The organism is Streptomyces sp. NRRL S-455 (assembly GCF_000717875.1).
GTDB lineage: Bacteria > Actinomycetota > Actinomycetes > Streptomycetales > Streptomycetaceae > Streptomyces.
The window spans coordinates 380,395-405,454 of record NZ_JOCT01000011.1 but is presented as its reverse complement, the minus strand read 5'-3'; the positions used below and the strand labels follow the sequence as shown (position 1 = coordinate 405,454).

The window sequence follows — 25,060 nt, the reverse complement described above, 5'->3', positions numbered from 1 at the left end:
AGGGGCTGTTCTCGCGGCTGAAGGACGCGTTCAACGGGCGCTGAACCGGGGCGTGCTTCTGGTCTATGCCTGTCGGCAGGCCGGTTTCTGGATGGTTCGGAGGACGTGACAACATGCGGTCATGTCCTCCGCGCTGACCGATCTCTTCCCGCACCCGATCGTGCAGGCCCCCATGGCGGGCGGAGTCTCCCTGCCGCGGCTCGCCGCCGCCGTGTGCGAGGCGGGCGGGCTCGGTTTCCTCGCCGCCGGGTACAAGACCGCCGACGGGATGTACGAGGAGATCAAACAGCTCCGGTCCCTCACCAGCAGGCCGTTCGGTGTGAACCTCTTCATGCCGCAGCCGGAGTACGCCGACCCGGCCGCCATCGACGTCTACGCCCACCAGCTGGCCGGCGAGGCCACCTGGTACGAGGCCGAGCTCGGCGATCCCGAGAGCGGCCGGGACGACGGTTACGAGACCAAGCTCGCGGTGCTGCGCGACAACCCCGTGCCCGTGGTGTCGTTCCACTTCGGCGCGCCGAGCCGGGAGGTCGTCGACGCCCTGCACCGCGTCGGCACCTTCGTCCTGGTCACCGCCACCACCCCCGACGAGGCCCGGGCCGTCGAGCGGGCGGGCGCGGACGCGGTCATCGCGCAGGGCGTCGAGGCGGGTGGCCACCAGGGCACGCATCAGGACGTCCCGGAGAGGGACGGGTCCGGCATCGGGCTGCTGTCGCTGGTCGCTCAGATCCGGGAGGCCGTGAGCATCCCCGTCATCGCCGCAGGCGGCATCATGCGCGGCGGCCAGATCGCCGCCGTGCTCGCGGCGGGCGCGAGCGCGGCCCAGCTCGGCACCGCGTTCCTCGCGACGTCCGAGTCGGGCGCGCACGCCCTGCACAAGCAGGCCCTGACCAACCCCCTTTTCGTCCGTACGGAGTTGACCCGGGCCTTCTCGGGCCGTCCGGCGCGCGGCCTCGTCAACCGCTTCCTGCGCGAGCACGGCCCCTACGCGCCCGCCGCCTACCCCGAGATCCACCACCTCACCGCACCGCTGCGCAAGGCCGCCGCCAAGGCGGGCGACGCGCAGGGCATGGCGCTGTGGGCGGGGCAGGGTCACCGGCTGGCGCGGGAGCTGCCCGCGGGGCAGCTCGTGGAGGTGCTGGCGGGTGAACTCGCCGCGGCCACCACGGCGTTGGCGAGCGGAGGTGTTCGATGACGGCTCCGGTCTTCGTGGTCGAGGACTTCGGCGCGGGCCCCGGCGGCCGCTACGTCCTCGACGGCCCGGAAGGGCGGCACGCCGTCTCCGTGAAGCGGCTGCGGCCCGGGGAGGACGTCGTCCTCACGGACGGGGCCGGACGCTGGGCGGACGGCGTCGTGCTCGACACCGAGGGCAAGGACCGGCTGGTCGTCCAGCTCGACGCGGTGACCGAGGAGCCGCCGGAGGAGCCCCGGGTCACCGTCGTCCAGGCACTGCCCAAGGGGGACCGCGGGGAACTGGCCGTGGAGACCATGACCGAGGTCGGCGTCGACGTCATCGTGCCGTGGGCGGCGGCGCGCTGCATCACCCAGTGGAAGGGCGACCGCGGACTGAAGGCCCTGGGCAAGTGGCGGGCGACGGCGCGGGAGGCCGGCAAGCAGTCCCGCCGGGTGCGCTTCCCCGAGGTCGCGGACGCGGCGACGACCAAGCAGGTCGCCGCGCTGCTGGCCGGCGCGGACTTCGCCGCCGTGCTCCACGAGAGCGGGGACGAGCCGCTGGCGACGGCCGAACTGCCGTCGTCCGGCGGGATCGTGCTGGTCGTGGGGCCCGAAGGGGGTGTAGCGCCGGAGGAGTTGGCGCTCTTCGAGGGAGCCGGGGCGAAGGCGTACCGCCTCGGGCGCAGTGTGCTGCGCACATCGACCGCCGGGACGGCCGCCGCGGCCGTGCTCCTGGCGCGCACCGGCCGATGGTCCTGACCACTCGACAGGAGCGGCTGCTGCCGCGCGGCTGACGCCTTTGCGCCCTACCGCGCGGCCTCCGTCAGTGGCAGGCTGCCCTCCATGGGGGCTTTGAGGAGGAATCGGCGGGGCACGCGCGGTCGGCGGATCGCTGTCGCGGCGACGTTCGCGGTCGTCGCCGTGGGCGGCGCCGTCGCCTGTGAACCCGGCAGTATCAGCTCCGCGGCCGTCGCGTACACCACCGACGAGACCGTCACCAAGGAGCTCAACCGGCAGAAGGCAGGCGTGCGTTGGCTGACCTGCACGGCCTCCTACGGCAACTCCGGCAACTCCGGGAGTTCCGGCAAGTCCTCGCCCTCCGCGACGGAGAAGACCGTCGCCAAGGTCGACTGCGAGGGGGAGACCGAGGACGGCAAGGACATCACCGTCACCGGCAAGGTCACCCACGCGGTGGACGGCGCCTGTGTGCGCGGGAACATCACCGCCAAGGTGGACGGCAAGGTGTGGTTCCAGGTCGACGGGCTCGGCGACTGCGGCGCGACCCCGTCACCCGTGGGCGGCGGGCCCACGAACGGGCAGCCCGGGCCGACTGTCACGGTGACCGTCACCCAGACCATCTGGTGCGACCGGTACCCGGACTGCCGCCCTGTCGAGGGCAAGTGATCCGAACTCTGTCCGCGCGGCGTCGTCCCTGCATAGGGTGATCGGGTGACTCAGTCCGCATCGCCTGCTTACCTCCGGTTCCCCCACGTGCACGGTGACCTGGTCGCCTTCACCGCCGAGGACGACGTGTGGCTCGCTCCTCTCGACGGCGGACGGGCCTGGCGGGTCAGCGCCGAGAACGTGCCGGTGACCCACCCCCGCATCTCGCCCGACGGCACCACCGTCGCCTGGACCTCCACCCGCGACGGCGCCCCCGAGGTGCACATCGCCCCGGTCGACGGCGGCCCGGCCAAGCGGCTGACCTACTGGGGCAGCCTGAAGACCCAGGTGCGCGGCTGGACCCCCGACGGCGAGGTCCTGGCGATCACCAGCCAGGGGCAGGCGAGCCTGCGCCGCACCTGGGCGCGTGCCGTCCCGCTCGACGGCGGACCGGCCACCACCCTGCCGTACGGGCCGGTCGGCGACATCGCCTACGGGCCGCACCCGGTGCTGCTGTCCGCCCCGATGGGACGCGAGGCCGCCTGGTGGAAGCGGTACCGGGGAGGCACGGCCGGGAAGCTGTGGATCGACCGGGAGGGCGACGGGGAGTTCGTACGGATCCACGAGCAACTGGACGGCAACGTCGAGTACCCGGTGTGGGTGGGGGAGCGCATCGCCTTCCTGTCCGACCACGAGGACACCGGTGCGCTCTACTCCTCCCTCGCCGACGGGTCGGACCTGCGGCGGCACACCCCACTCGACGGTTTCTACGCCCGGCACGCCGCCACCGACGGCACCCGTGTCGTCTACTCCAGCGCCGGCGAGCTGTGGGTGCTGGACGACCTGGACGGGGCCGAGCCGCGCCGGCTGGACGTGCGGCTCGGCGGGCAGCGCGTCGATCTCCAGCCGTTCCCGGTGAACGCCTCCCGCTGGTTCGGGTCGGCGTCCCCCGACCACACCGCGCGCGGCAGTGCCGTCTCCGTACGCGGCTCCGTCCACTGGGTCACCCACCGCTCCGGCCCGGCCCGCGCCCTCGCCTCGACGCCCGGCGTACGGGCCCGGCTGCCCCGGGCGTTCCGCGCCGACGGCGAGGAGTGGGTGGTGTGGGTGACGGACGCCGAGGGCGACGACGCCCTGGAGTTCGCGCCCGCCACCGGCCTCACCCCGGGCGCGACGCCCCGCCGGCTCGCCGCCGGGCAGCTCGGCCGGGTGCTGGAACTCGCCATGGCGCCCGACGGCAGCCGCGCCGCCGTGGCCTCCCACGACGGCCGCCTGCTGTTCGTCGAGCGGGAGACGGGCGAGGTGCGGGAGGTGGACCGCAGTGACAACGGCGATGTGTCCGGGCTGGTCTTCTCGCCCGACTCGTCCTGGCTGGCCTGGTCCCACCCCGGCCCGCGCCCCCTGTCCCAGCTGAAGCTCGCCAACACCACCGACCTGTCGGTCACCGAGGCGACCCCGCTGCGCTTCCAGGACTACGCGCCCGCCTTCACCACGGACGGCAAGCACCTCGCGTTCCTGTCGACCCGTGCCTTCGACCCGGTCTACGACGAGCACGTCTTCGACCTGGCCTTCGTGGAGGGCGCCCGGCCGCACCTCATCACGCTCGCGGCGACCACCCCCTCCCCGTTCGGGCCGCAGCGGCACGGCCGGTCCTTCGAGACGCCCGATCGGGAGGAGACCCCGGACAGCGAGGGCACCCCCACCACCCGCATCGACCTGGAAGGCCTCGCCGACCGCATCGTGCCGTTCCCGGTCGAGGCGGCCCGCTACTCCAACCTGCGCGCCGCCAAGGACGGTGTCCTGTGGCTGCGGCACCCGGTCGCCGGTGTCCTCGGCGCGTCCCGGGCCACCCCGGACGACCCCGAGCCCAAGTCCGAGCTGGAGCGCTACGACCTCGCCCAGCAGCGCGTCGAGCATCTCGCCGTCGACGCCGACCACTTCGAGGTCAGCGGCGACGGCAAGCGGGTACTGCTGTGGACCGACGGCCGGCTGAAGGTCGTGCCCAGCGACCGGCGCGCCTCGGGCGACGACGACAGCGACTCCAACATCACCGTCGACCTCAGCCGCGTACGCCAGTTCATCGACCCGGCCGCCGAGTGGCGGCAGATGTTCGACGAGAACGGCCGCATCATGCGCGACCACTTCTGGCGGCCGGACATGAGCGGCGTCGACTGGACCGGCGTCCTCGACCGCTACCGCCCGGTCGTGGACCGGTGCGCCACCCACGACGACCTGGTCGACCTGCTGTGGGAGGTCCAGGGCGAACTCGGCACCTCGCACGCCTACGTCACCCCGCGCGGAGGCTTCGGCGGCGGCCCCCGCCAGGGCCTGCTCGGCGCCGACATCTCCCGGCACGAGGACGGCAGTTGGCGCGTCGACCGCATCCTGCCCTCCGAGACCTCCGACCCGGACGCGCGCAGCCCGCTGGCCGCGCCCGGCGTCGCGGTACGCCCCGGGGACGCCATCCTCGCCGTCGCCGGACAGCCCGTCGACCCGGTGACCGGCCCCGGCCCGCTGCTGATCGGCACGGCGGGCAAGCCGGTCGAGCTGACCATCTCCCCGTCCGGCGGCGGCGACCCCCGGCACGCCGTCGTCGTCCCCGTCGCCGACGAGGAGCCCCTCCGCTACCACGCCTGGGTCGCCGACCGCCGCGCCTACGTCCACGAGAAGTCCGGCGGCCGCCTCGGCTACCTCCACGTCCCGGACATGCAGGCCCCCGGCTGGGCCCAGATCCACCGCGACCTGCGCGTCGAGGTGGCCCGCGAGGGCCTGGTCGTCGACGTCCGCGAGAACCGCGGCGGCCACACCTCCCAGCTCGTCGTGGAGAAACTGGCCCGGCGCGTCGTCGGCTGGGACCTGCCCCGCGGCATGCACGCCGAGAGCTACCCGCGCGACGCGCCCCGCGGCCCGGTCGTCGCCGTCGCCAACGAGTTCTCCGGCTCCGACGGCGACATCGTCAACGCCGCGATCAAGGCCCTCGGCATCGGCCCGGTGGTCGGCACCCGCACCTGGGGCGGCGTCATCGGCATCGACAGCCGCTACCGCCTGGTCGACGGCACCCTCGTCACCCAGCCGAAGTACGCCTTCTGGCTGGAGGGTTACGGCTGGGGCGTGGAGAACCACGGCGTGGACCCGGACGTGGAGGTGGTGCAGCGTCCGCAGGACTACGCGGCGGGCCGAGACACCCAACTGGACGAGGCGATCCGACTCGCGTTGGAGAGCTTGGACGCCAGTCCCGCAAAAACGCCTCCGGCTCTGCCGACCCCTTAGGGGCGCGGGGCTGTGTCGATTTGCGGCTCCGCCGCGTGGGCGCGACCAGCCCAAACACACCCGCACCCGACGACGATACGATGCCCGGCAAGACCGAATCTCGGCTGACCCCCGGAGGGAAAATGGCAGGGGAACCCCAGGACGACTGCCTGTTCTGCAAGATCGTCGCAGGCACCATCCCGGCGACCATCGTCCGCCAGACGGAGACGACCGTCGCGTTCCGCGACATCAACCCCCAGGCCCCCACCCACGTCCTGATCATCCCCAAGGCGCACTACGAGAACGCCGCCGCCCTCGCCGCCGCCGACCCGGCGCTCACCGCGGACATGCTCCGTGAGGCCCAGGCCGTCGCGGACGAGGAGAAGCTGGACAGCTACCGCCTCGTCTTCAACACCGGCAGCGGCGCAGGCCAGACGGTCTGGCACGTGCACGGACACGTACTCGGCGGCCGCGGTCTCCAGTGGCCTCCGGGGTAATCCGCCTTGTCCGTACGTGAACTGGTAGTCCTCGGCACCGCCAGCCAGGTCCCCACCCGGCACCGCAACCACAACGGCTATCTGCTCCGCTGGGACGGGGAAGGCATCCTGTTCGACCCCGGCGAGGGCACGCAGCGCCAGATGCTGCGCGCCGGGGTCGCCGCACACGACCTGAACCGGATCTGCGTCACGCACTTCCACGGCGACCACTCCCTCGGCCTCGCCGGTGTGATCCAGCGCATCAACCTCGACAAGGTGCCGCACGAGATCACCGCCCACTACCCCCGCTCCGGCCAGCGCTTCTTCGACCGGCTCCGGTACGCCACCGCCTACCGCGAGACCGTCGACATCACACAGTCGCCCGTCGCCGCCGACGGCACCCTCGCCCGTACCGGCGGCTACACGCTCCAGGCCCGCAAGCTGTCCCACCCGGTGGAGTCCTACGGCTACCGGATCGTCGAGCACGACGGCCGCCGCATGCTGCCGGAACGGCTCGCCGCGCACGGCATCAAGGGCCCGGACGTCGGCCGGCTCCAGCGCGAGGGATCGCTCGGCGGGGTCTCGCTCGAGGACGTCAGCGAGGTGCGGCGCGGGCAGCGGTTCGCGTTCGTCATGGACACCCGGCTGTGCGACGGGGTGTACGCGCTCGCCGAGGGCTGCGACATGCTCGTCATCGAGTCGACGTTCCTCGACGAGGACGAGGAACTCGCCGTCGAGCACGGTCACCTGACGGCGACTCAGGCCGCCCGGGTGGCCCGGGACGGCGGTGTGCGGCACCTCGTGCTGACCCACTTCAGCCAGCGCTACACCGACCCTGACGACTTCGAGCGGCAGGCGCGTGCGGCCGGGTACGACGGCGAGCTGACCGTGGCGCACGATCTACTGAGAGTGCCGGTTCCGAAGCGTCGGTGAAACGGCCGTACGATGAATTGATGTCCCTCCCCAAAGCCGAACTGCACCTTCACATCGAAGGCACCCTGGAACCGGAACTCGCCTTCGAGCTCGCCACGCGCAACGGCGTCACCCTGCCGTACGCGGACACGGACGAGCTGCGCGAGGCGTACCGGTTCGAGGACCTCCAGTCCTTCCTGAACCTGTACTACGAGCTCATGGCCGTCCTGCGCACCGAGCGGGACTTCGAGGACCTGGCGAACGAGTACCTCGCACGGGCCGCCGCGCAGGGTGTGCGGCACGCGGAGATCTTCTTCGACCCGCAGGCCCACACCAGCCGCGGCCTTGAGCTCGGCACCGTCGTCGAGGGGCTGTGGCGCGCGCTGGGGAACAGTGAGGCGAACCACGGTGTCTCGACCCGGCTGATCCTGTGCTTCCTGCGCGACGAGTCCGCCGAGTCGGCCCTGGCGACCCTGGACGCGGCCAAGCCGTACCTGGACCGGATCACCGGCGTCGGCCTGGACTCGGCCGAGGTCGGACACCCGCCGGCGAAGTTCCGCGAGGTGTACGAGGCCGCCGCCGCGCTCGGGCTGCGGCGGGTCGCCCACGCCGGTGAGGAGGGCCCGCCGGAGTACATCACCGAGGCGCTGGACGTGCTCGGGGTCGAGCGGGTCGACCACGGGCTGCGCTGCGTGGAGGACCCGGCGCTGGTGGAGCGGCTGGTCCGGGACCGGGTGCCGCTGACCCTGTGCCCGCTGTCGAACGTCCGGCTGCGCACCGTCGACACCCTCGCCGACCACCCCCTGCCCGCGATGCTGGACGCCGGCCTCATGTGCACGGTGAACTCCGACGACCCGGCGTACTTCGGCGGATACGCCGGTGACAACTTCGACGCCGTGCGCGCCACCCTCGGCCTGAGCGAGGAGCGGCTGCGCGAGCTGGCCCGCAACTCCTTCCTCGCCTCCTTCCTGGAGGACGACGAGGAGCTGCGGGCGCGGTATCTCGCCGAGGTGGAGGCCTACACCTTCGCGTAGGCCTCTCTCGGAGCGGGCCCTCAGAGGACCTCCGACCCCGCCTTGCCGTAGGCGCGCTGGGCGGGGACGGCCGGGGTGTCCACCGGGATCTCCACCACCGGCTGTTCCGGGGCGCCGATCTCGGGGACCGCGCCGGTGGGGGTGCCGGTGGCGGCGGCGACCAGGGCGGCCGGGTGGCCGCCGCGGCGGCGGATCGCGCCGGGCAGCAGCGGCCGCCCGCCGGTGTGCAGCGCGACCGCGGTCATCGGCAGGGCGATGACCAGCAGCCCGGCGGCCAGGATGGTACCCATGACCGGGAACCCGGCCTGCGCCGACAGCACACTGCCGGTCAACGGCCCGGCGGCCGTGCCCAGTGAGGACGCCGAGCCGACGAGTACCGCCCAGCGGCCGCGCGGGTCGAGCGAGGCGGCGAGGCCGATCAGGTACGACAGCACCACGGGGTAGAGCGTGTTCCAGGCGATCTCGCCGGCCGCGAAGCTCGTCAGGTCGGTCGCCGAGGCGCTGAGCACGATGCAGCCGGCGATGAGGACCGTGCCCGCCCCGATCGGCACCGCACGTCCCAGCCGCGCCCCGAGCGCGCCCGCCGCGAGGACGCCGGTCAGTCCGGCGACCAGGGCGACGGCGAAGACGGCACCGACGGTGGCCTCGCCGAGGCCGGCCTGCGTCAGACCGATCTGCCCGCTCACACCCCACAGCGAGTTCTGGGCGAGCGACCAGCACAGCATGGCGGCGGCCAGCACCAGCCCCGAACGGGCATGCGGCAGCCGGGCCTTGTGGTGCCGCGTGGGTGCGGCGGAGACCGCGGCGGGGAGGTGGCCGGTGAGCGGCCAGACGGCCAGGGCCGTGAGGGCGATCGCGGCCAGCGGCAGGCCGTGCCCCGGGCCGAGGTGCGGCACCGTCAGGTACACGGCTCCCGCGAGGGCGGAGACGGTGAGCAGACCGGCGGTGGAGGCCCGGTGCGGATCCCGCTGGGCCGCTATCAGGGTGGCGGCGACGGTGGTGGCCGTACCGGAGCCGAACCCGCCGACCATCGCGCCCGCGACGACGGCGGGCACGGCCGTGGCCAGCGCGGCGGCGCCGTAGCCGAGCAGGGCCAGGGCGAGGCCGAGCCGGGCGAGAGCGCGGGCTCCGATCCGTTCGACCCGCGAGGCCAGGACGAATCCGGCGGTCGCCGAACTCAGCAGCAGCGCACTGCCGACGGCACCGGCCTGTGTGGTGGAGAGCGGAAGGCCCGAATCGAGTCGGCCGACGGTGGTCGGCAGCAGATACGGAGCGAGGTACCCGGCCGTGAAAAGGGCAACGAGGGGCCAGGGGGTGGTGCGGGGGGCGAGCACGGGCGTTCCCAGGGCATGCGAAAGGAGCGGAAGAAAGGGGGAGGGGGCGACGACCGTCGACGGACAGGAACGCGCGGGCAATTTGTATCAAGCAAGCAGTCGCGGACGAGAACCCGGGGGGTGTGATGTGGAGCACCTTGAGTTTGATGCGGTGAAGCCCGGGTAGAAGAGCGCCTTTTCTGCGGTGTTGTGGGCCCTGATCCCTACCGCCAGTGCACCGCTCCGCCGCCTCCGGGAGTCGTCGCCTCGGCCTTCGCCCGGACCTCCCGCATCACGGCGATGATCCGCTCCTGATGCTCCGGCGTGAGCCGGGCCACCGGCACCGAGCAGCTGATCGCGTCCTGGGCCGGGACGTCGTAGCGCAGGGCGAACCCGAAGCCGACGATGCCGGTCACGCCCTCCTCCCGGTCCACCGAGTAGCCCCGGGCCCGGACTTCGGCCAGATCGGCCGCCAGTGATTCCCGGCTGGTGTGCGAGTTCGGGGTCAGCGCCTCGTACGGCCCCTCGGGCAGCTCCTCGTCCGGGCGCTCCGCCAGCAGGGCCTTGCCCAGGGCCCCGGCGTGCGCGGGCAGCCGCCGGCCCACCCGGCTGATGGTGCGCAGGTACTCGTGCGACTCCCGCGTCGCCAGATAGGCAACGTCCCTGCCGTCCAGTCGCCCCATGTGGATCGTCTCGCCGAGCGCCTCGGAGGCCTCGTCGAGGTACGGCCGTACTGCCCGGACCCGTGGGTCGGAGTCGAGGTAGCTCGTGCCGGTGAGCAGGGCGTGGATGCCGATGCCGTACAGGGAGCCGGTGACGTCGGTGCGCACCCAGCCGCGCGAGATCAGGGTCTGGAGCAGCGCGTACATGGAACTGCGCGGCACGCCGAGCTGGTCGGCCAGCTCCTGCAGCCGTGCGGGGCGGTCCCCGCGCGCCGCGAGGAGTTCCAGCAGCTCGACCGTGCGGGCCGCGGACTTCACCTCGCGGACGCCCCCTGTGTCTGACATGCGCCGATGGTAGATCGGGTCGGGTCAAGTGGTTGACGTTCACCTGGCCGACCTACATTCTCATACGTAGATGACGTCTACATGAGGAGATGTGCGTGCGCCTCACCATCACCGACGTGCGGCTGACGCCGATCCTGGTCGCCGACCCGCCGCTGCTGAACACGCAGGGCGTGCACCAGCCGTACACGCCCCGGCTGATCGTCGAGGTCGTCACGGCGGACGGTGTCACCGGCGTGGGGGAGACCTACGGCGACACCAAGTACCTGGAGCTGGCCCGGCCCTTCGCTGAGCGGCTGAAGGGACGGCAGGTCAGCGACCTGGGCGGCCTGTTCACGGTCGCGGACCAGGTCGCGGTGGACGCTTCCCGGGTCGACAACGCCGTCGACGTGGGCGGGCTGCGCGGCGTACAGACCGCCGAGAAGCTGCGGCTCTCCGTCGTCTCCGGCTTCGAGGTCGCCTGCCTCGACGCCCTCGGCAAGTCCCTCGGGCTGCCCGTGCACGCGCTGCTCGGCGGCAAGGTGCGGGACGCCGTCGAGTACAGCGCGTACCTGTTCTACAAGTGGGCCGGCCACCCCGAGGGTGTCGCCTGCGAGAAGGACGACTGGGGGGCCGCCGTCGACCCGGCAGGGGTGGTGGAGCAGGCCCGCCGGTTCACCGAGCGGTACGGCTTCAGGTCCTTCAAGCTCAAGGGCGGCGTCTTCCCGCCCGACGAGGAGATCGCCGCTGTCCGGGCACTGGCGGCGGCCTTCCCGGGACACCCGCTGCGGCTGGACCCCAACGGCGCCTGGTCCGTGGAGACCTCGCTGAAGGTGGCGCGGGAGCTCGGGGACCTCCTCGAGTACCTGGAGGACCCGACCCTCGGTACGCCCGGCATGGCCGAGGTCGCCGAGCGCACCGGGGTGCCGCTGGCGACCAACATGTGCGTGACGACGTTCGCCGAGATCAAGGAGGCGTTCACCAAGGACGCCGTCCAGGTCGTCCTCTCCGACCACCACTACTGGGGCGGCCTGCGCAACACCCAGCAGCTGGCCGCCATCTGCCGGACCTTCGGCGTCGGCGTGTCCATGCACTCCAACACCCACCTGGGGATCTCGCTCGCCGCGATGACCCACGTGGCGTCCACCGTCCCGGACCTGCACCACGCCTGCGACTCCCACTACCCCTGGCAGTCGGAGGACGTGCTCACCGAGCGGCTCACCTTCGAGGGCGGCAAGGTGGCCGTGTCCGACGCGCCCGGGCTCGGTGTGGAGCTCGACCGCGAGCGTCTCGCCGTGCTGCACCGGCGGTGGCTGGACGACGACGGTGCGCTGCGGGACCGTGACGACGCGGCGGCGATGCGGGTCGCCGACCCCGAGTGGGTGACGCCCTCGATGCCCCGCTGGTGACGCCTGTGTGATGCGTGACCGGCGTCACATTGTCGGTGGTGTGGTGCAGACTGGGCAGGACCGTACCACCCGTCAGGGAGCGCATCGTGACCGCGTCCACCGCCCCGGCAGGAAAGCGCCCGGCCGGAAAGGGATCGCACCGCCAGACCCAGGTCGATCCCCTCGCCCCGCTGCGCGCGCCGGGCGACCCGTCCTGCGACGTCTACCTCACCGGCACCGTCTTCCTCGACATCATCTTCACCGGGCTCGACTCCGCCCCGGTGCGCGGGACCGAGTCCTGGGCGCGCGGGATGGGGTCGAGCCCCGGCGGCGTCGCCAACATGGCCACCGCCCTGGCCCGCCTCGGCCTGCGGACGTCCCTCGCGGCGGCCTTCGGCGACGACCACTACGGCGACTACTGCTGGGACGCCCTGGAACACGGCGAGGGCATCGACCTCTCCCCGTCGCGCACGGTGCCCGGCTGGCACTCCCCGGTGACCGTCTCCATGGCGTACGAGGGGGAGCGCACGATGGTCTCGCACGGCCACGAGCCGCCCCCGGAGGAACCGGCCCCCGAGTGCCCGCCCCGCGCCCGCGCCGCCGTCGCCTCCCTCGCGCCCGGCGTGAGCGCGCCCTGGATCGCCCAGGCGGCGAGCAAGGGCACCCGGGTCTTCGGCGACGTCGGCTGGGACGACACCGGCGCATGGGACCTGGCGGCGCTGCCCGACCTGAAGCACTGCGAGGCGTTCCTGCCGAACGCGGAGGAGGCCATGCGGTACACGGGCGCGGACTGCCCGCGGGCCGCCGCGCACGCGCTGACCGAGTACGTGCCGGTCGCCGTGGTCACCCTCGGGGCGGACGGGGCGTACGCGGTGGACCGGCGTACGGGGGAGACGGCGGAGGTGCCGGCGATCGAGGTGCAGGCGCTCGACCCCACCGGGGCGGGGGACGTGTTCGTCGCCGGGTTCGTGACCGGGACGCTGGCGGACTGGCCGCTGGCGGACCGGCTGGCCTTCGCCGGGCTGACCGCGGCGCTGTCGGTGCAGGAGTTCGGGGGGTCGTTGTCGGCGCCGGGGTGGGCGGAGATCGCCGGGTGGTGGCGGGAGGTGCAGTCGGTCCGGGAGCAGGACCCGGCGGCGTTGCGGAGGTACGGGTTCCTCGCCGGGCTCGTGCCGGAGGAGTTGGTGAGGCCCTGGCCGCTGCGGCGGGCCGTACCGACGATCGGGTTCCGGCGCTCGGCGTGACCTCCTCGCCTGCTCTCGCATCGGATTCCCGCCCCGCCCCCAAAACCTCTACGGCGTTGTCAGTCCCCCGTCGTACCCTGGGAATCGCGAGGCCGCCCTCAGCTACGCGGCCGTGACGAGGAGGATTCGCAGGCCTTAAGCGCCGGCCCATGACTCAATCATCGACAGCTCACACTCCCGCGCAGGAGCAGGCGAGAGCGCAGTTCACCGTCCCCGCCCAGCACCCCATGGTGACCGTGCTGGGGTCCGGCGACAGCCTCCTACGCGTGATCGAGAAGGCCTTCCCGGCGGCCGACATCCACGTCCGGGGCAACGAGATCAGCGCGGTCGGCGACCCAGTGGACGTCGCCCTCATTTCGCGCGTATTCGACGAGATGATGCTGGTGCTCCGCACCGGGCAGCCGATGACGGAGGACGCAGTGGAACGCTCGATCGCCATGCTGAAGGCGAGCGAGAACGGGGAGAGCGACGGCCAGGAGACCCCGGCCGAGGTGCTCACACAGAACATCCTGTCCTCGCGAGGCCGCACGATCCGCCCCAAGACGCTCAACCAGAAGCGCTACGTGGACGCGATCGACAAGCACACGGTCGTCTTCGGCATCGGCCCCGCCGGTACCGGCAAGACGTACCTGGCGATGGCCAAGGCGGTGCAGGCCCTGCAGTCCAAGCAGGTCAACCGCATCATCCTGACCCGCCCGGCGGTCGAGGCCGGTGAGCGGCTCGGATTCCTCCCGGGCACGCTCTACGAGAAGATCGACCCGTACCTGCGCCCGCTCTACGACGCGCTGCACGACATGCTCGACCCGGACTCCATCCCGCGGCTGATGGCGGCGGGCACCATCGAGGTGGCGCCGCTCGCCTACATGCGCGGCCGCACCCTCAACGACGCCTTCATCATCCTCGACGAGGCCCAGAACACCTCCCCCGAGCAGATGAAGATGTTCCTCACCCGACTCGGCTTCGACTCGAAGATCGTGATCACGGGTGACGTGACGCAGGTCGACCTGCCCGACGGGCAGAAGTCGGGTCTGCGGCAGGTGCAGGAGATCCTGGAGGGTGTCGAGGACGTCCACTTCTCCCGGCTTTCGTCCCACGACGTGGTCCGGCACAAGCTGGTGGGCCGTATCGTCGACGCGTACGAGAAGTACGACACCGAGCACGGCACCCAGAACGGCGGGCACAAGAGCCGCGGCAAGTCCGTGCACAAGGGGAAGTAGACACACACAGCACCATGTCGATCGACGTCAACAACGAGTCCGGCACCGAGGTAGACGAGCAGGCGATCCTCGACATCGCCCGCTACGCGCTCGCGCGGATGCGCATCCACCCGCTCTCCGAGCTCTCGGTGATCGTCGTGGACGCCGACGCCATGGAGCAGCTCCACATCCAGTGGATGGACCTGCCGGGCCCCACGGATGTCATGTCCTTCCCGATGGACGAGCTGCGCCCGCCGTCCAAGGACGACGACGAGCCGCCGCAGGGGCTGCTCGGCGACATCGTGCTGTGCCCCGAGGTCGCCGAGAAGCAGGGAAAGGAAGCGGAGACGCAGCACTCCATGGACGAGGAGCTCCAGCTGCTCACCGTCCACGGCGTGCTGCACCTGCTCGGCTACGACCACGAGGAACCGGACGAGAAGGCCGAGATGTTCGGCCTGCAGGCGGCCATCGTGGACGGCTGGCGCGCGGAGCGGGGCCTGACCGGCCCGTCCCCGGCGCCGACGGTCTCCTAGAGCCGCCGATGAGTCCGCAACTCGCCCTGGGCGCGATCGCCCTGGTCGTCGTGGCCTGGCTCGCCGCCTGCGCGGAGGCGGGCCTCGCGCGCGTCTCCAGCTTCCGCGCCGAGGAGGCCGTGCGCTCCGGCCGCCGGGGCAGCGCCAAGCTCTCCCAGGTCGCCGCCGACCCGACCCGCTATCTGAACGTGGCGCTGCTGGTCCGCGTCGCCTGCGAGATGGCCGCCGCAGCGCTGATCACCTACGGCTGCCTGCAGGAGTTCGACGGCACCACCGAGGCGCTGCTGATCGCCATCGCCGTCATGGTCCTGGTGTCGTACGTCGCCGTCGGGGTCTCCCCGAGGACCATCGGCCGCCAGCACCCGATGAACACGGCGACGGTCTCGGCGTACGTCCTGGTGCCGCTGGCCCGGATCATGGGCCCGATCCCGTCGCTGCTCATCCTCATCGGTAACGCGCTCACCCCCGGCAAGGGCTTCCGCCGTGGCCCGTTCGCCTCCGAGGCGGAGCTGCGCGCGCTGGTCGACCTGGCCGAGAAGGAGTCGCTCATCGAGGACGAGGAGCGCCGCATGGTGCACTCGGTCTTCGAACTGGGTGACACCCTCGTCCGGGAGGTCATGGTGCCGCGCACCGACCTGGTGGTCATCGAGCGCTACAAGACCATCCGCCAGGCCCTCACCCTCGCTCTGCGCTCCGGCTTCTCCCGCATCCCGGTGACCGGCGAGAGCGAGGACGACATCGTCGGCATCGTGTACCTGAAGGACCTGGTCCGCAAGACGCACATCAGCCGCGAGGCCGAGTCCGAGCAGGTGTCCACGGCGATGCGCCCGGCGTTCTTCGTGCCCGACACCAAGAACGCCGGCGACCTGCTGCGTGAGATGCAGAAGGAACGCAACCACGTCGCCGTCGCCGTCGACGAGTACGGCGGCACGGCCGGCATCGTCACCATCGAGGACATCCTCGAGGAGATCGTCGGCGAGATCACCGACGAGTACGACCGCGAACTTCCGCCGATCGAGGACCTCGGCAAGGACCGCTTCCGGGTCACGGCCCGCCTCGACATCAGCGACCTGGGCGAGCTGTACGGCCTGGAGGAGTTCGACGACGAGGACGTCGAGACGGTCGGCGGGCTGCTGGCGAAGGCCCTGGGCCGCGTGCCCATCGCCGGGGCGTCGTCCGTCGTCGCCCTCCCCGACGGCCGGGAACTGCGTCTGACCGCGGAGGCCGCGGCCGGCCGCCGCAACAAGATCGTGACGGTGCTCGCGGAGCCCGTGCACCCCGCGGATCCGCCGGAGGGGGAGAAGCCGGAATGACCCCGCAGGAACTGCGCGCGTTCTGCCTGTCCTTCAACGCGGCGGTGGAGGACTTCCCGTTCAGCCCGGAGATCTCGGTCTTCAAGGTCCGGGGGAAGCTCTTCGCGCTGTCACACCTCGACGCGCGCCCCTTGAAGGTCAACCTCAAGTGCGACCCGGACGACGCCATCCGGCTGCGCCGTGAGCACGAGGGGCTCATCGTGCCGGGCTGGCACATGAACAAGCGGCACTGGAACACTGTCACGGCCGACGGCGACCTCCCCGACCCACTGGTCCGGGAGCTCATCGAGGACTCCTACGACCTCGTCGTGGCGGGTCTGCCCCGAGCGGACCGCCTGCGCCTCGACCGTCCCTGACGCTTCCGTATGCTCGGATCATGACCGACAGCAGCACGCTCGACCCCGAGGACCGCAAGATCGTCACCCTGGCCCGTTCCGCGCGGGCCCGCAACGGCGTGCCCGAGGGGGCGGCCGTACGCGACGAGACCGGCCGTACCTATGTCGCGGCGACCGTGGCCCTGGACTCCCTGAAGCTCAGCGCCCTTCGGACGGCGGTGGCCATGGCGGTGGCGTCCGGCGCCACGTCGCTGGAGGCCGCGGCGGTCGTGACCGAGGCGGAGACCGCGTCCGAGGAGGACCGGGCGGCGGTTCGGGATCTCGGTGGCGCGCAGACCCCCGTGTTCCTGGCCGGACCCGACGGGACGGTCCGGGCGACGGTTCCGGCTGGCTGAACTTCGCTGTAACCGCCGGTAATAAGGCCGGATTCCGACCTTGCCGCCCCCTGCCCCACGCGCATCAATGGAACCGTCAGTTCCGACGGACCGTCAGGTTCGGCTCTCGCGCAGCGTGTCCGCATTCACCTGCCGAGCGGTCCCCCCACCATGGAAAGGGAGCCGGAATCCCATGAGATGCAAGCGAATCGGAGCAGGTGCGGCACTGGCGGCCGGGGCCCTCGCGGTCACCGGACTCGCCTTCGCCCCCGCAGCACTCGCCGTCACCCCCCAGACGGCGACGATCAACGCGGACTGTGGCGCCTTCGGCAGTGGCGAAGCCACGCTCACGGCCACGCAGGACGGCACCGCCGCCACCGTCACCGTCAAGTCCTCGGCGATCACCGCGCCGATCGCGCTGGGCGAGGACTCGATCTCGTCCAGCCTCACCCTGGTGAAGGCCGGCGGCGGCACCGTGGACTTCACCGGCACGGAGAACCCGGCGATGGCCGCCGGCGCCCCCGTCGAGGTCGGTCCCCTCAGCGGCACGGTGGCGTCCGGCGACAGCCTGGAGGCCTTCGGCGGCTCACTGAAGATGACCGTCTTCGGCATCACCATCACCTGCACGGCGACCGGACCGCAGTCACCGGGCCCGTTCGTCTTCGACTGATCGCGTTCGGCTGATCCGGGCGGGCCGGGCGCGAGCCACAGCGTGTCCGGCCCGCGCTCGACCTCCGGCCCCGGCAGGGGTGTGCGGGGTGCTGTGCGGAGGGGCCCCGTGGATCAGGGAGAATGGGCGGCATGAGCGTGCCTACCCAGTCATCCGAAAAGTCGGGCGAGACCGTCCACCGTGCCGGCTTCGCCTGCTTCGTGGGCCGCCCCAACGCGGGCAAGTCCACCCTGACGAACGCTCTGGTCGGGCAGAAGGTGGCGATCACCTCGAACCGGCCGCAGACGACGCGGCACACCGTGCGCGGGATCGTGCACCGCCCGGACGCGCAGCTGATCCTGGTCGACACCCCGGGACTGCACAAACCGCGCACGCTGCTGGGTGAGCGGCTCAACGACGTCGTACGCACCACCTGGGCCGAGGTCGACGTGATCGGCTTCTGCCTGCCGGCGAACGAGAAGATCGGCCCCGGCGACCGTTTCATCGCCAAGGAGCTCGCGGGGATCAAGAAGGCCCCCAAGGTGGCGATCGTCACCAAGACGGACCTGGTGGACTCCAAAGCGCTCGCCGAGCAGCTGATCGCGATCGACCAGCTGGGCAAGGAGCTGGGCATCGAGTGGGCGGAGATCGTCCCGGTGTCGGCGGTCGGCGACAAGCAGGTCGCTCTGCTGTCGGACCTCCTGGTCCCGCTCCTGCCGGAGGGGCCCGCGCTCTACCCCGAGGGCGACCTGACGGACGAGCCCGAGCAGGTCATGGTGGCCGAGCTGATCCGCGAGGCGGCCCTGGAGGGCGTCCGCGACGAGCTGCCGCACTCCATCGCGGTGGTCGTCGAGGAGATGCTCCCGCGCGAGGACCGCCCCGCCGACAAGCCCCTCCTGGACATCCACGCCAACCTCTTCATCGAGCGCTCCAGCCAGAAGGGCATCATCATCGGCCCCAAGGGCAAACGCCTGAAGGACGTCGGCATCAAGTCCCGCAAGCAGATCGAGGCCCTGCTGGGCACGCCGGTCTTCCTGGACCTCCACGTGAAGGTCGCGAAGGACTGGCAGCGGGATCCGAAGCAGTTGCGCCGCCTGGGATTCTGAGCCCCGGGGCGCTACGAGGCGGTGGCCAGGCTGGCCCAGACCGCGTTGCCGCCCGTGAGGGGGGAGCGGGTGACCCCCCAGCTGTCGGCTATCTCGCTCACGAGCAGGAGCCCCCGGCCGTGCTCGTCGTCGGGGCCGGGGTGGCAGTCGGGTATGCCGCGGCCGGTGAAGTCGCCGTCGTGCACCTCCAGCCGGAAGTGGGCGTCCGTCAGCCGGCCGACACCGCACAGGATCCGCTCGCTGAGGGTGTGCAGGACGGCGTTGGTCACCAGCTCGGACACCAGCAGCACGGCGTTCGCACACGCCTCGTCGGCCACCCGCCACGAGGACAGCCGGGCCTGCGTGGCATGACGGGCGACTCTGGCGCTGGTCCGGTGGGGCGGCAGTTCCAGCCAGTGCGTACGGCCCGGGCGCACCGCGTCCAGGAAACGGGGGGAGGTCGTGTGGGGGGACACGGCGGTCGCCTTCCGTGGGGGGTGGGCGAGGCAGACAACGGATCGACCGGAAAGTGGGGTGGGGGCTCCCGGAGCCCTGTTCGCACAAGTAACTATGCTCGCAGAGCAGTTCATACCGCAACCATCAGCCTGGGCCGGGGTGGGTTCAGGCCGTAGGCGCCTGAGCCCGCAGCATCTCCCGGTACCAGCGATACGACGCCTTCGGGGTCCGCTCCAGGGTGTCGAAGTCGACGTGGACCAGGCCGAAGCGGCGTGCGTAGCCCTCCGCCCACTCGAAGTTGTCCAGCAGGGACCACACGAAGTAGCCGCGCACATCGACACCCGCATCCACGGCCCGGTACAGGGCCCGGACGTGGCCGTCGAGGTAGGTGACGCGGTCCTGGTCGTCGACGCCGGGGTAGGAGCAGCCGTTCTCGGTGATGACGACGGGCGGAAGGCGGTCGCCGTAGCGGTCGCCGTAGCGGTCGCGGAAGCCGGTGAGGAGTTCGGTGAGGCCCTCGGGAACCACCGGCCAGCCGAAGTCGGTGACCGGGTGCCCTTCGATCTCCCGTACAGAGAAGGGGAGTTCGGCGGGCATGCTGACACCGCCGAACTCGATCTCCGTGCCCTGCGGGGCGCCCACCCGGGTCGGCGCGTAGTAGTTGATCCCGTACCAGTCGAGCGGCTCGGCGATCACCTTCAGGTCGGCCTCGACGTCCCCGGGCATCAGCTCGCCGATGCCGTCCGGGTACCGGCCCAGCAGCAGCGGGTCCGCGAACAGGCGGTTCAGCAGGAGGTCGTAGAACTCGGCCGCCTCCACGTCCGCCGCCTCGGTCGACGCCGCCCAGGTCGGGCCGTGGGAGTTGGCGATGCCGATGTCGCCGGCGCCCGCCGCGCGCAGGGCCCGGACGGCCAGTCCGTGGGCCAGCAACTGGTGGTGCGCGGCCGGGAGCGCGTCGAACAGCAGCCGCTTCCCCGGCGCGTGGACACCCAGGGCGTGACCGAGCAGGGTGTGCTCGGCGGGCTCGTTCAGAGTGATCCACTTCGTCACGCGGTCACCGAGACGGCCGGCGACCAGCGACACGTACTCGGCGAAGCGCTCCGCCGTGGACCGCTCCAGCCAGTCCAGGTCCGCCGGCAGGTCCCAGTGGAACAGCGTCGGCACCGGGCGGACGCCCGCCGCGCACAGGTCGTCCACCAGCCGGTCGTAGAAGTCCAGACCCTTCTCGGACCGCGCCCTCGGCCAGGAGACCGAGAAGCGGTACGCGTTCACACCCAGGTCGGCAAGGAGTGCCACGTCCTCGCGGTGGCGGTGGTAGTGGTCGCAGGCCACCGCAGCCGTCGAGCCGTCCTTCACCCGCCCCGGCCCGGCCGTGAAGGCGTCCCACACGGACGGCTCACGTTCGTCCGCCGCGCCCTCGATCTGGTGCGCCGAGGTGGACACACCCCAGATGAAGCCGGCCGGGAAACGGGGGATCGGGGTGCCTGCGTCAGTCGCCATGCGTGGATCATCCGTACCAGGGGTAACAGAGTCAACAGGTCGTTGCCCAGGGCCCGTTAGGCTCCCTCCTTCAGTACCTGCGAGATCAGCTTCCGCTGTTCCTCCGTCAGCCGGGGATCCGCGCAGTACACCGTCCTGCCGTCCACCGTGAGCTGGTAGCTGAAGCCGTCCGGGACCCCGACCGGCGGAGTGCTCCGGCCGGCGGCGACCGCCCGCTCGGCCAGGGCGTGCCACTCGGAGGCATCGAGGCGGCCCGTGGTGTCCACCTCGGCGAACCGCTCGATGCCCGCGAACCCGCCCGTGCGCCTCACCTGAATACGCATGGCACCTGTCTAGTACGGAACTACAGCGTCCGCACCCCGACCTGCTCCCACGCCTTCGACACGGCGTCCAGCTCCTCCCCGTCGCCGTACCGCTCCCGCGCGGCCTTGACGGTCAGCGTGGCGAAGTCGACGAACATCGCCTGCTCCCTGAGCTCGCCGCCGGTCAGCACGTCGTACCAGACCTGTCCCGCGCGCTCCCAGGCATAGCCGCCGAGGGCCGTGGCCGCGAGGTAGAAGGCGTGGTTCGGGATGCCCGAGTTGATGTGCACACCGCCGTTGTCGCGGCCGGTGCGGACGAAGTCGTCCATGGTCGCGGGCTGCGGGTCCTTGCCGAGGACGTCGTCGTCGTACGCCGTGCCCGGCTCCTTCATGGAGCGCAGCGCCACGCCCGTCACCCGCGGGGCGAGCAGGCCCGCGCCGATCAGCCAGTCGGCCTCGGCGGCGGTCTGGCCGAGCGTGTACTGCTTGATGAGCGAGCCGAAGACGTCCGACACCGACTCGTTCAGCGCGCCGGGCTGCCCGAAGTAGGTGAGGTTGGCCGTGTACTGCGTGACGCCGTGGACGAGTTCGTGGCCGATGACGTCGATCGGAATGGTGAAGTCGAGGAAGATCTCGCCGTCCCCGTCGCCGAAGACCATCTGCTCGCCGTTCCAGAAGGCGTTGTTGTACTCGCGGTCGTAGTGGACCGTCGCGTCCAGCGGCAGCCCGCTCCCGTCGATCGAGTCGCGCTGGTACGCCTTGAGCAGCAGCTCGAAGGTGGCGCCGAGGCCCGCGTAGGCGCGGTTGACGGTGGCGTCCTTGCCCGGGTCCTCGCCCTCCCCGCGGACCTTGCGGCCGGGCAGGTCGGTGCCGTTGCGGGCGTCGTAAATCGTGCGCTTCGGCTTGCCGTCGGCGACCGAGGCGACGGCGGTGGCACCGATGACGGTGGTGAGGCGGCGCTGGGTGCGCTCGTAGGCGTCACGCTGCAGGGTGCGGCGGGCGGGACCGGCGAGCGCGGGGTCCTCGGCCTGGGCGAGCTTGTCGAGGACATGGGGCGGGACGATGGTGCAGAAGACGGGCTCGAAGCCCCCGTGAGTCGTCATGTCCGGCACCCTTGCACTGTGTGATGAAACTGTCACTAGTCGCCACCATGATTGGTGAAATACCGGGACAACGAACCTCACTCTCCGTGGTGAAGTGGTATGGCGCACTTTTTGCCCGGTATGTGCGCCCGGTCCCGCATACTGATACGGACCGGCGCGCTCCGGAGGGCCTCGGCTAGCATGCTGCGCATCATGCGTTTCGGGCTGCTTCTCCTTAGCTGCCGCGGCGAGGGCCTGTAGTCGAGGCCGACTCCCTCCCCGCGGAGCTTGGTGCTGCGTCGTCGGCCGTCCTTCCGGACATCCCCTGAGGAGCCCCCGCATCATGGCGAACCGCCAGCAGCCCAGTTCCATGCCGATCCACAAGTACGGCCGCTACGAGCAGGTCGACATCCCGGACCGCACCTGGCCGCAGAACCGCGTCACCACCGCCCCCCGCTGGCTCTCCACCGACCTGCGCGACGGCAACCAGGCCCTGATCGACCCCATGTCGCCCGCCCGCAAGCGCGCCATGTTCGATCTGCTGGTCAAGATGGGCTACAAGGAGATCGAGGTCGGCTTCCCGGCCTCCGGCCAGACGGACTTCGACTTCGTACGGTCGATCATCGAAGAGCCCGGCGCCATCCCCGACGACGTCACCATCTCCGTACTGACCCAGGCCCGCGAGGACCTGATCGAGCGGACCGTGGAGTCCCTGAAGGGCGCCAAGCGCGCGACCGTCCACCTCTACAACGCCACGGCCCCGGTCTTCCGCCGGGTCGTCTTCCGCGGCTCCAAGGACGACATCAAGCAGATCGCCGTCGACGGCACCCGCCTGGTCATGGAGTACGCGGAGAAGCTGCTGGGCCCCGAGACGGAGTTCGGCTACCAGTACAGCCCCGAGATCTTCACCGACACCGAGCTGGACTTCGCGCTGGAGGTCTGCGAGGCGGTCATGGACGTCTGGCAGCCCGGCCCGGGCCGCGAGATCATCCTCAACCTGCCCGCCACCGTGGAGCGTTCGACCCCGTCGACCCACGCGGACCGCTTCGAGTGGATGGGCCGCAACCTCTCCCGCCGCGAGCACGTCTGCCTGTCGGTCCACCCGCACAACGACCGCGGCACGGCCGTCGCCGCCGCCGAGCTGGCCCTGATGGCCGGCGCCGACCGTGTCGAGGGCTGCCTGTTCGGCCAGGGCGAGCGCACCGGCAACGTCGACCTGGTCACCCTGGGCATGAACCTGTTCTCCCAGGGCGTCGACCCGCAGATCGACTTCTCCGACATCGACGAGATCCGTCGCACGTGGGAGTACTGCAACCAGATGGAGGTCCACCCGCGCCACCCGTACGTGGGCGACCTGGTCTACACGTCCTTCTCCGGCTCCCACCAGGACGCCATCAAGAAGGGCTTCGACGCCATGGAGGCCGACGCGGCCGCCAAGGGCGTCACGGTCGACGACATCGAATGGGCCGTCCCGTACCTGCCGATCGACCCCAAGGACGTCGGCCGCTCCTACGAGGCGGTCATCCGGGTCAACTCGCAGTCCGGCAAGGGCGGCATCGCCTACGTCCTGAAGAACGACCACAAGCTGGAACTGCCGCGCCGGATGCAGATCGAGTTCTCCAAGATCATCCAGGCCAAGACGGACGCCGAGGGCGGCGAGGTCACGCCGAAGGACATCTGGGCGGTCTTCCAGGACGAGTACCTGCCGAACCCCGAGAACCCGTGGGGCCGGATCCAGGTCAAGAACAACCAGTCGACGACCGACACCGACGGCGTGGACACGCTGAAGGTGGAGGCCACGGTCGACGGCCAGGACACCGTCCTGACCGGCTCCGGCAACGGTCCGATCTCGGCCTTCTTCGACGCCCTGCAGTCCGTCGGCATCGACGTACGCCTGCTGGACTACCAGGAGCACACGATGAGCGAGGGCGCCTCCGCGCAGGCCGCCTCCTACATCGAGTGCGCGATCGACGACAAGGTCCTGTGGGGGATCGGAATCGACGCGAACACCACGCGCGCCTCGCTGAAGGCGGTCGTCTCGGCCGTCAACCGCGCGACGCGCTGACCAGCCCTGGAGGCGGTTTTGAGGGCTCCGTCCGCTGTTGTCCGGCGGGCGGAGCCCCGTCACATACCGGCCAATCCCTGTGAGGGTCACGGAAAGGTCTCCTCCGGGGTACTGACTCCTCCTCATGGATGTGGCTAACATCACGCAAGCGCGGCGACGCTGCCGTGCGGCGTGACGGAGGTGCGACGTGCTGCCAGGACGGGGACGAAACGGCCATGCCGCCAGGTGTTCACGCATCCTGGGCACCCGTATCGCATGGACGGCCGCCGGCGACGGGGAGTTCTTCTGCCCCGGCTGCGGCGGCGACCGCAACTACCAGCGGCTGACCGGACAGCGCCGCTTCACCCTGCTCGGCCTGCCCGTGCTGCCGCGCGGCGAGACCGGCCCGGTCGTGGAGTGCGCCGCCTGCCGCCGCCACTTCGGCACGGACGTCCTCGACCATCCGACCACCACCCGCTTCTCCGCGATGCTCCGCGACGCCGTGCACACCGTCGCCCTCGCCGTACTGGCGGCGGGCGGCGCCGGTTCGCGCACCGCGCTGGAGGCCGCCGTGCTCGCCGTGCGCGCCGCCGGATTCGACGACTGCACGGAGGAACAGCTCGCCGCCCTCGTCGAGGCGCTGGAGGCGGACACCGGGCGGATCACCGGGGAGCCCTGCGGTACGGGTCTCGCCATAGAGCTGCACGAGGCGCTGGACCCGCTCGCCCCGCACCTCGCCACCGTCGGCCGCGAATCGATCCTGCTGCAGGGCGCGCGTATCGCGCTCGCGGACGCTCCGTACACCCCGGCCGAGCGGGACGTCCTCGCGACGGTGGGGGCCGCGCTCACGATCTGCTCCGACGACGTGACCCGGCTGCTGGCCGCGGCGGCGGGCACGCCGTCCTAGGGCGGTCCTGCGCAGGCCGTCCCAGGACGGGGCGCAGGACCCGCCCCCGCATACTCCCCGGGGAGTAGTCCTCGGTCCGTACCGCCTCCGGCAGTAGCCCCCAACTCGCCCTCACGCCCGACGAACCGG

24 protein-coding genes are annotated in these 25,060 nt (G+C 71.4%); 18 read left to right on the top strand and 6 right to left on the bottom strand.

All coding sequences use genetic code 11. From position 1 onward, the window contains the following. Positions 1-121 precede the first annotated feature (121 nt). The 7 genes from IE97_RS0116685 to IE97_RS0116655 all read left to right on the top strand — a co-directional run bounded on the left by IE97_RS0116685 (position 122) and on the right by IE97_RS0116655 (position 8,227). Entirely contained in the window at positions 122-1,195 is a 1,074-nt protein-coding gene (locus IE97_RS0116685; protein ID WP_030239766.1) for a nitronate monooxygenase, read from the top strand. Next, a complete protein-coding gene (locus IE97_RS0116680; RefSeq protein WP_030239765.1) occupies positions 1,192-1,932 on the top strand; it encodes a 16S rRNA (uracil(1498)-N(3))-methyltransferase in 741 nt (246 codons plus the stop codon). Before IE97_RS0116685 ends, IE97_RS0116680 begins: the two co-directional genes overlap by 4 nt. An 84-nt stretch (positions 1,933-2,016) precedes the next feature. Then, a complete protein-coding gene (locus tag IE97_RS0116675; protein WP_030239763.1) occupies positions 2,017-2,577 on the top strand; it encodes a hypothetical protein in 561 nt (186 codons plus the stop codon). A 45-nt stretch (positions 2,578-2,622) separates the two neighbouring features. Further along, positions 2,623-5,826 carry a S41 family peptidase gene (locus IE97_RS0116670; RefSeq protein WP_030239758.1) on the top strand — a complete coding sequence of 1,068 codons (3,204 nt, stop codon included), beginning with the start codon at positions 2,623-2,625 and terminating at the stop codon, positions 5,824-5,826. 122 nt (positions 5,827-5,948) lie between these two features. Next, a complete protein-coding gene (locus tag IE97_RS0116665) occupies positions 5,949-6,302 on the top strand; it encodes a histidine triad nucleotide-binding protein (RefSeq protein WP_030239754.1) in 354 nt (117 codons plus the stop codon). 6 nt (positions 6,303-6,308) lie between these two features. Continuing rightward, the gene (locus IE97_RS0116660) at positions 6,309-7,214 is read left to right on the top strand and encodes a ribonuclease Z (protein ID WP_030239750.1); all 906 of its coding nucleotides are present in this window, start codon (positions 6,309-6,311) and stop codon (positions 7,212-7,214) included. Positions 7,215-7,234: 20 nt separating this feature from the next. Continuing rightward, positions 7,235-8,227 carry an adenosine deaminase gene (locus IE97_RS0116655; protein WP_030239746.1) on the top strand — a complete coding sequence of 331 codons (993 nt, stop codon included), beginning with the start codon at positions 7,235-7,237 and terminating at the stop codon, positions 8,225-8,227. Positions 8,228-8,247: 20 nt separating this feature from the next. Here the strand turns inward: IE97_RS0116655 and IE97_RS0116650 are convergent, their stop codons facing one another. Both IE97_RS0116650 and IE97_RS0116645 read right to left on the bottom strand, forming a co-directional pair. Continuing rightward, positions 8,248-9,561: an MFS transporter gene (locus tag IE97_RS0116650; protein ID WP_030239743.1), complete on the bottom strand. Its 1,314-nt coding sequence runs from the start codon at positions 9,559-9,561 to the stop codon at positions 8,248-8,250. A 203-nt stretch (positions 9,562-9,764) separates the two neighbouring features. Further along, the gene (locus IE97_RS0116645; RefSeq protein ID WP_030239740.1) at positions 9,765-10,547 is read right to left on the bottom strand and encodes an IclR family transcriptional regulator; all 783 of its coding nucleotides are present in this window, start codon (positions 10,545-10,547) and stop codon (positions 9,765-9,767) included. Between the two features lie 89 nt (positions 10,548-10,636). Between IE97_RS0116645 and IE97_RS0116640 the strand changes: the two genes are divergently transcribed. From IE97_RS0116640 to era, 9 genes are all read left to right on the top strand, one after another. Then, the gene (locus tag IE97_RS0116640; protein ID WP_030239735.1) at positions 10,637-11,932 is read left to right on the top strand and encodes a glucarate dehydratase family protein; all 1,296 of its coding nucleotides are present in this window, start codon (positions 10,637-10,639) and stop codon (positions 11,930-11,932) included. A gap of 86 nt (positions 11,933-12,018) precedes the next feature. Beyond that, positions 12,019-13,155, top strand: coding sequence for a carbohydrate kinase family protein (locus IE97_RS0116635; protein ID WP_030239733.1), 1,137 nt, complete (start codon positions 12,019-12,021; stop codon positions 13,153-13,155). Between the two features lie 149 nt (positions 13,156-13,304). After that, positions 13,305-14,372, top strand: a complete 1,068-nt coding sequence (locus IE97_RS0116630) for a PhoH family protein (protein ID WP_078603265.1) — start codon at positions 13,305-13,307, stop codon at positions 14,370-14,372. A 14-nt stretch (positions 14,373-14,386) separates the two neighbouring features. Further along, positions 14,387-14,884, top strand: a complete 498-nt coding sequence (gene ybeY / locus IE97_RS0116625; protein WP_030239729.1) for an rRNA maturation RNase YbeY — start codon at positions 14,387-14,389, stop codon at positions 14,882-14,884. Between the two features lie 8 nt (positions 14,885-14,892). Beyond that, positions 14,893-16,197 (top strand): hemolysin family protein, encoded by a 1,305-nt coding sequence (locus tag IE97_RS0116620; RefSeq protein WP_030239724.1) that lies wholly within the window; start codon positions 14,893-14,895, stop codon positions 16,195-16,197. Next, the gene (locus IE97_RS0116615; protein ID WP_030239716.1) at positions 16,194-16,553 is read left to right on the top strand and encodes an MmcQ/YjbR family DNA-binding protein; all 360 of its coding nucleotides are present in this window, start codon (positions 16,194-16,196) and stop codon (positions 16,551-16,553) included. The genes IE97_RS0116620 and IE97_RS0116615 overlap by 4 nt, the downstream gene beginning before the upstream one ends. Before the next feature lie 20 nt (positions 16,554-16,573). Then, on the top strand, positions 16,574-16,927 hold the full coding sequence (locus tag IE97_RS0116610; protein WP_030239712.1) for a cytidine deaminase: 354 nt from the start codon (positions 16,574-16,576) through the stop codon (positions 16,925-16,927). A gap of 172 nt (positions 16,928-17,099) precedes the next feature. Continuing rightward, positions 17,100-17,576, top strand: a complete 477-nt coding sequence (locus IE97_RS0116605) for a hypothetical protein (RefSeq protein WP_030239708.1) — start codon at positions 17,100-17,102, stop codon at positions 17,574-17,576. A gap of 131 nt (positions 17,577-17,707) precedes the next feature. After that, entirely contained in the window at positions 17,708-18,661 is a 954-nt protein-coding gene (gene era, locus IE97_RS0116600) for a GTPase Era (protein ID WP_030239692.1), read from the top strand. Between the two features lie 11 nt (positions 18,662-18,672). On the opposite strand, the gene IE97_RS0116595 is transcribed toward era, so the two are convergent. From IE97_RS0116595 to IE97_RS0116580, 4 genes are all read right to left on the bottom strand, one after another. Then, positions 18,673-19,116 (bottom strand): ATP-binding protein, encoded by a 444-nt coding sequence (locus tag IE97_RS0116595; protein WP_030953035.1) that lies wholly within the window; start codon positions 19,114-19,116, stop codon positions 18,673-18,675. 145 nt (positions 19,117-19,261) lie between these two features. Further along, positions 19,262-20,596 (bottom strand): GH1 family beta-glucosidase, encoded by a 1,335-nt coding sequence (locus IE97_RS0116590; protein ID WP_030239680.1) that lies wholly within the window; start codon positions 20,594-20,596, stop codon positions 19,262-19,264. Positions 20,597-20,652: 56 nt separating this feature from the next. Further along, the gene (locus IE97_RS0116585; protein ID WP_030239677.1) at positions 20,653-20,919 is read right to left on the bottom strand and encodes a protealysin inhibitor emfourin; all 267 of its coding nucleotides are present in this window, start codon (positions 20,917-20,919) and stop codon (positions 20,653-20,655) included. A gap of 20 nt (positions 20,920-20,939) precedes the next feature. Further along, positions 20,940-22,001 (bottom strand): M4 family metallopeptidase, encoded by a 1,062-nt coding sequence (locus IE97_RS0116580; RefSeq protein WP_030239673.1) that lies wholly within the window; start codon positions 21,999-22,001, stop codon positions 20,940-20,942. A 322-nt stretch (positions 22,002-22,323) separates the two neighbouring features. Between IE97_RS0116580 and leuA the strand changes: the two genes are divergently transcribed. Both leuA and IE97_RS0116565 read left to right on the top strand, forming a co-directional pair. After that, on the top strand, positions 22,324-24,045 hold the full coding sequence (leuA, locus tag IE97_RS0116570; RefSeq protein WP_030239669.1) for a 2-isopropylmalate synthase: 1,722 nt from the start codon (positions 22,324-22,326) through the stop codon (positions 24,043-24,045). A gap of 187 nt (positions 24,046-24,232) precedes the next feature. Beyond that, positions 24,233-24,931, top strand: a complete 699-nt coding sequence (locus IE97_RS0116565; protein ID WP_030239665.1) for a TerB family tellurite resistance protein — start codon at positions 24,233-24,235, stop codon at positions 24,929-24,931. The last annotated feature ends 129 nt before the right edge of the window (positions 24,932-25,060 follow it).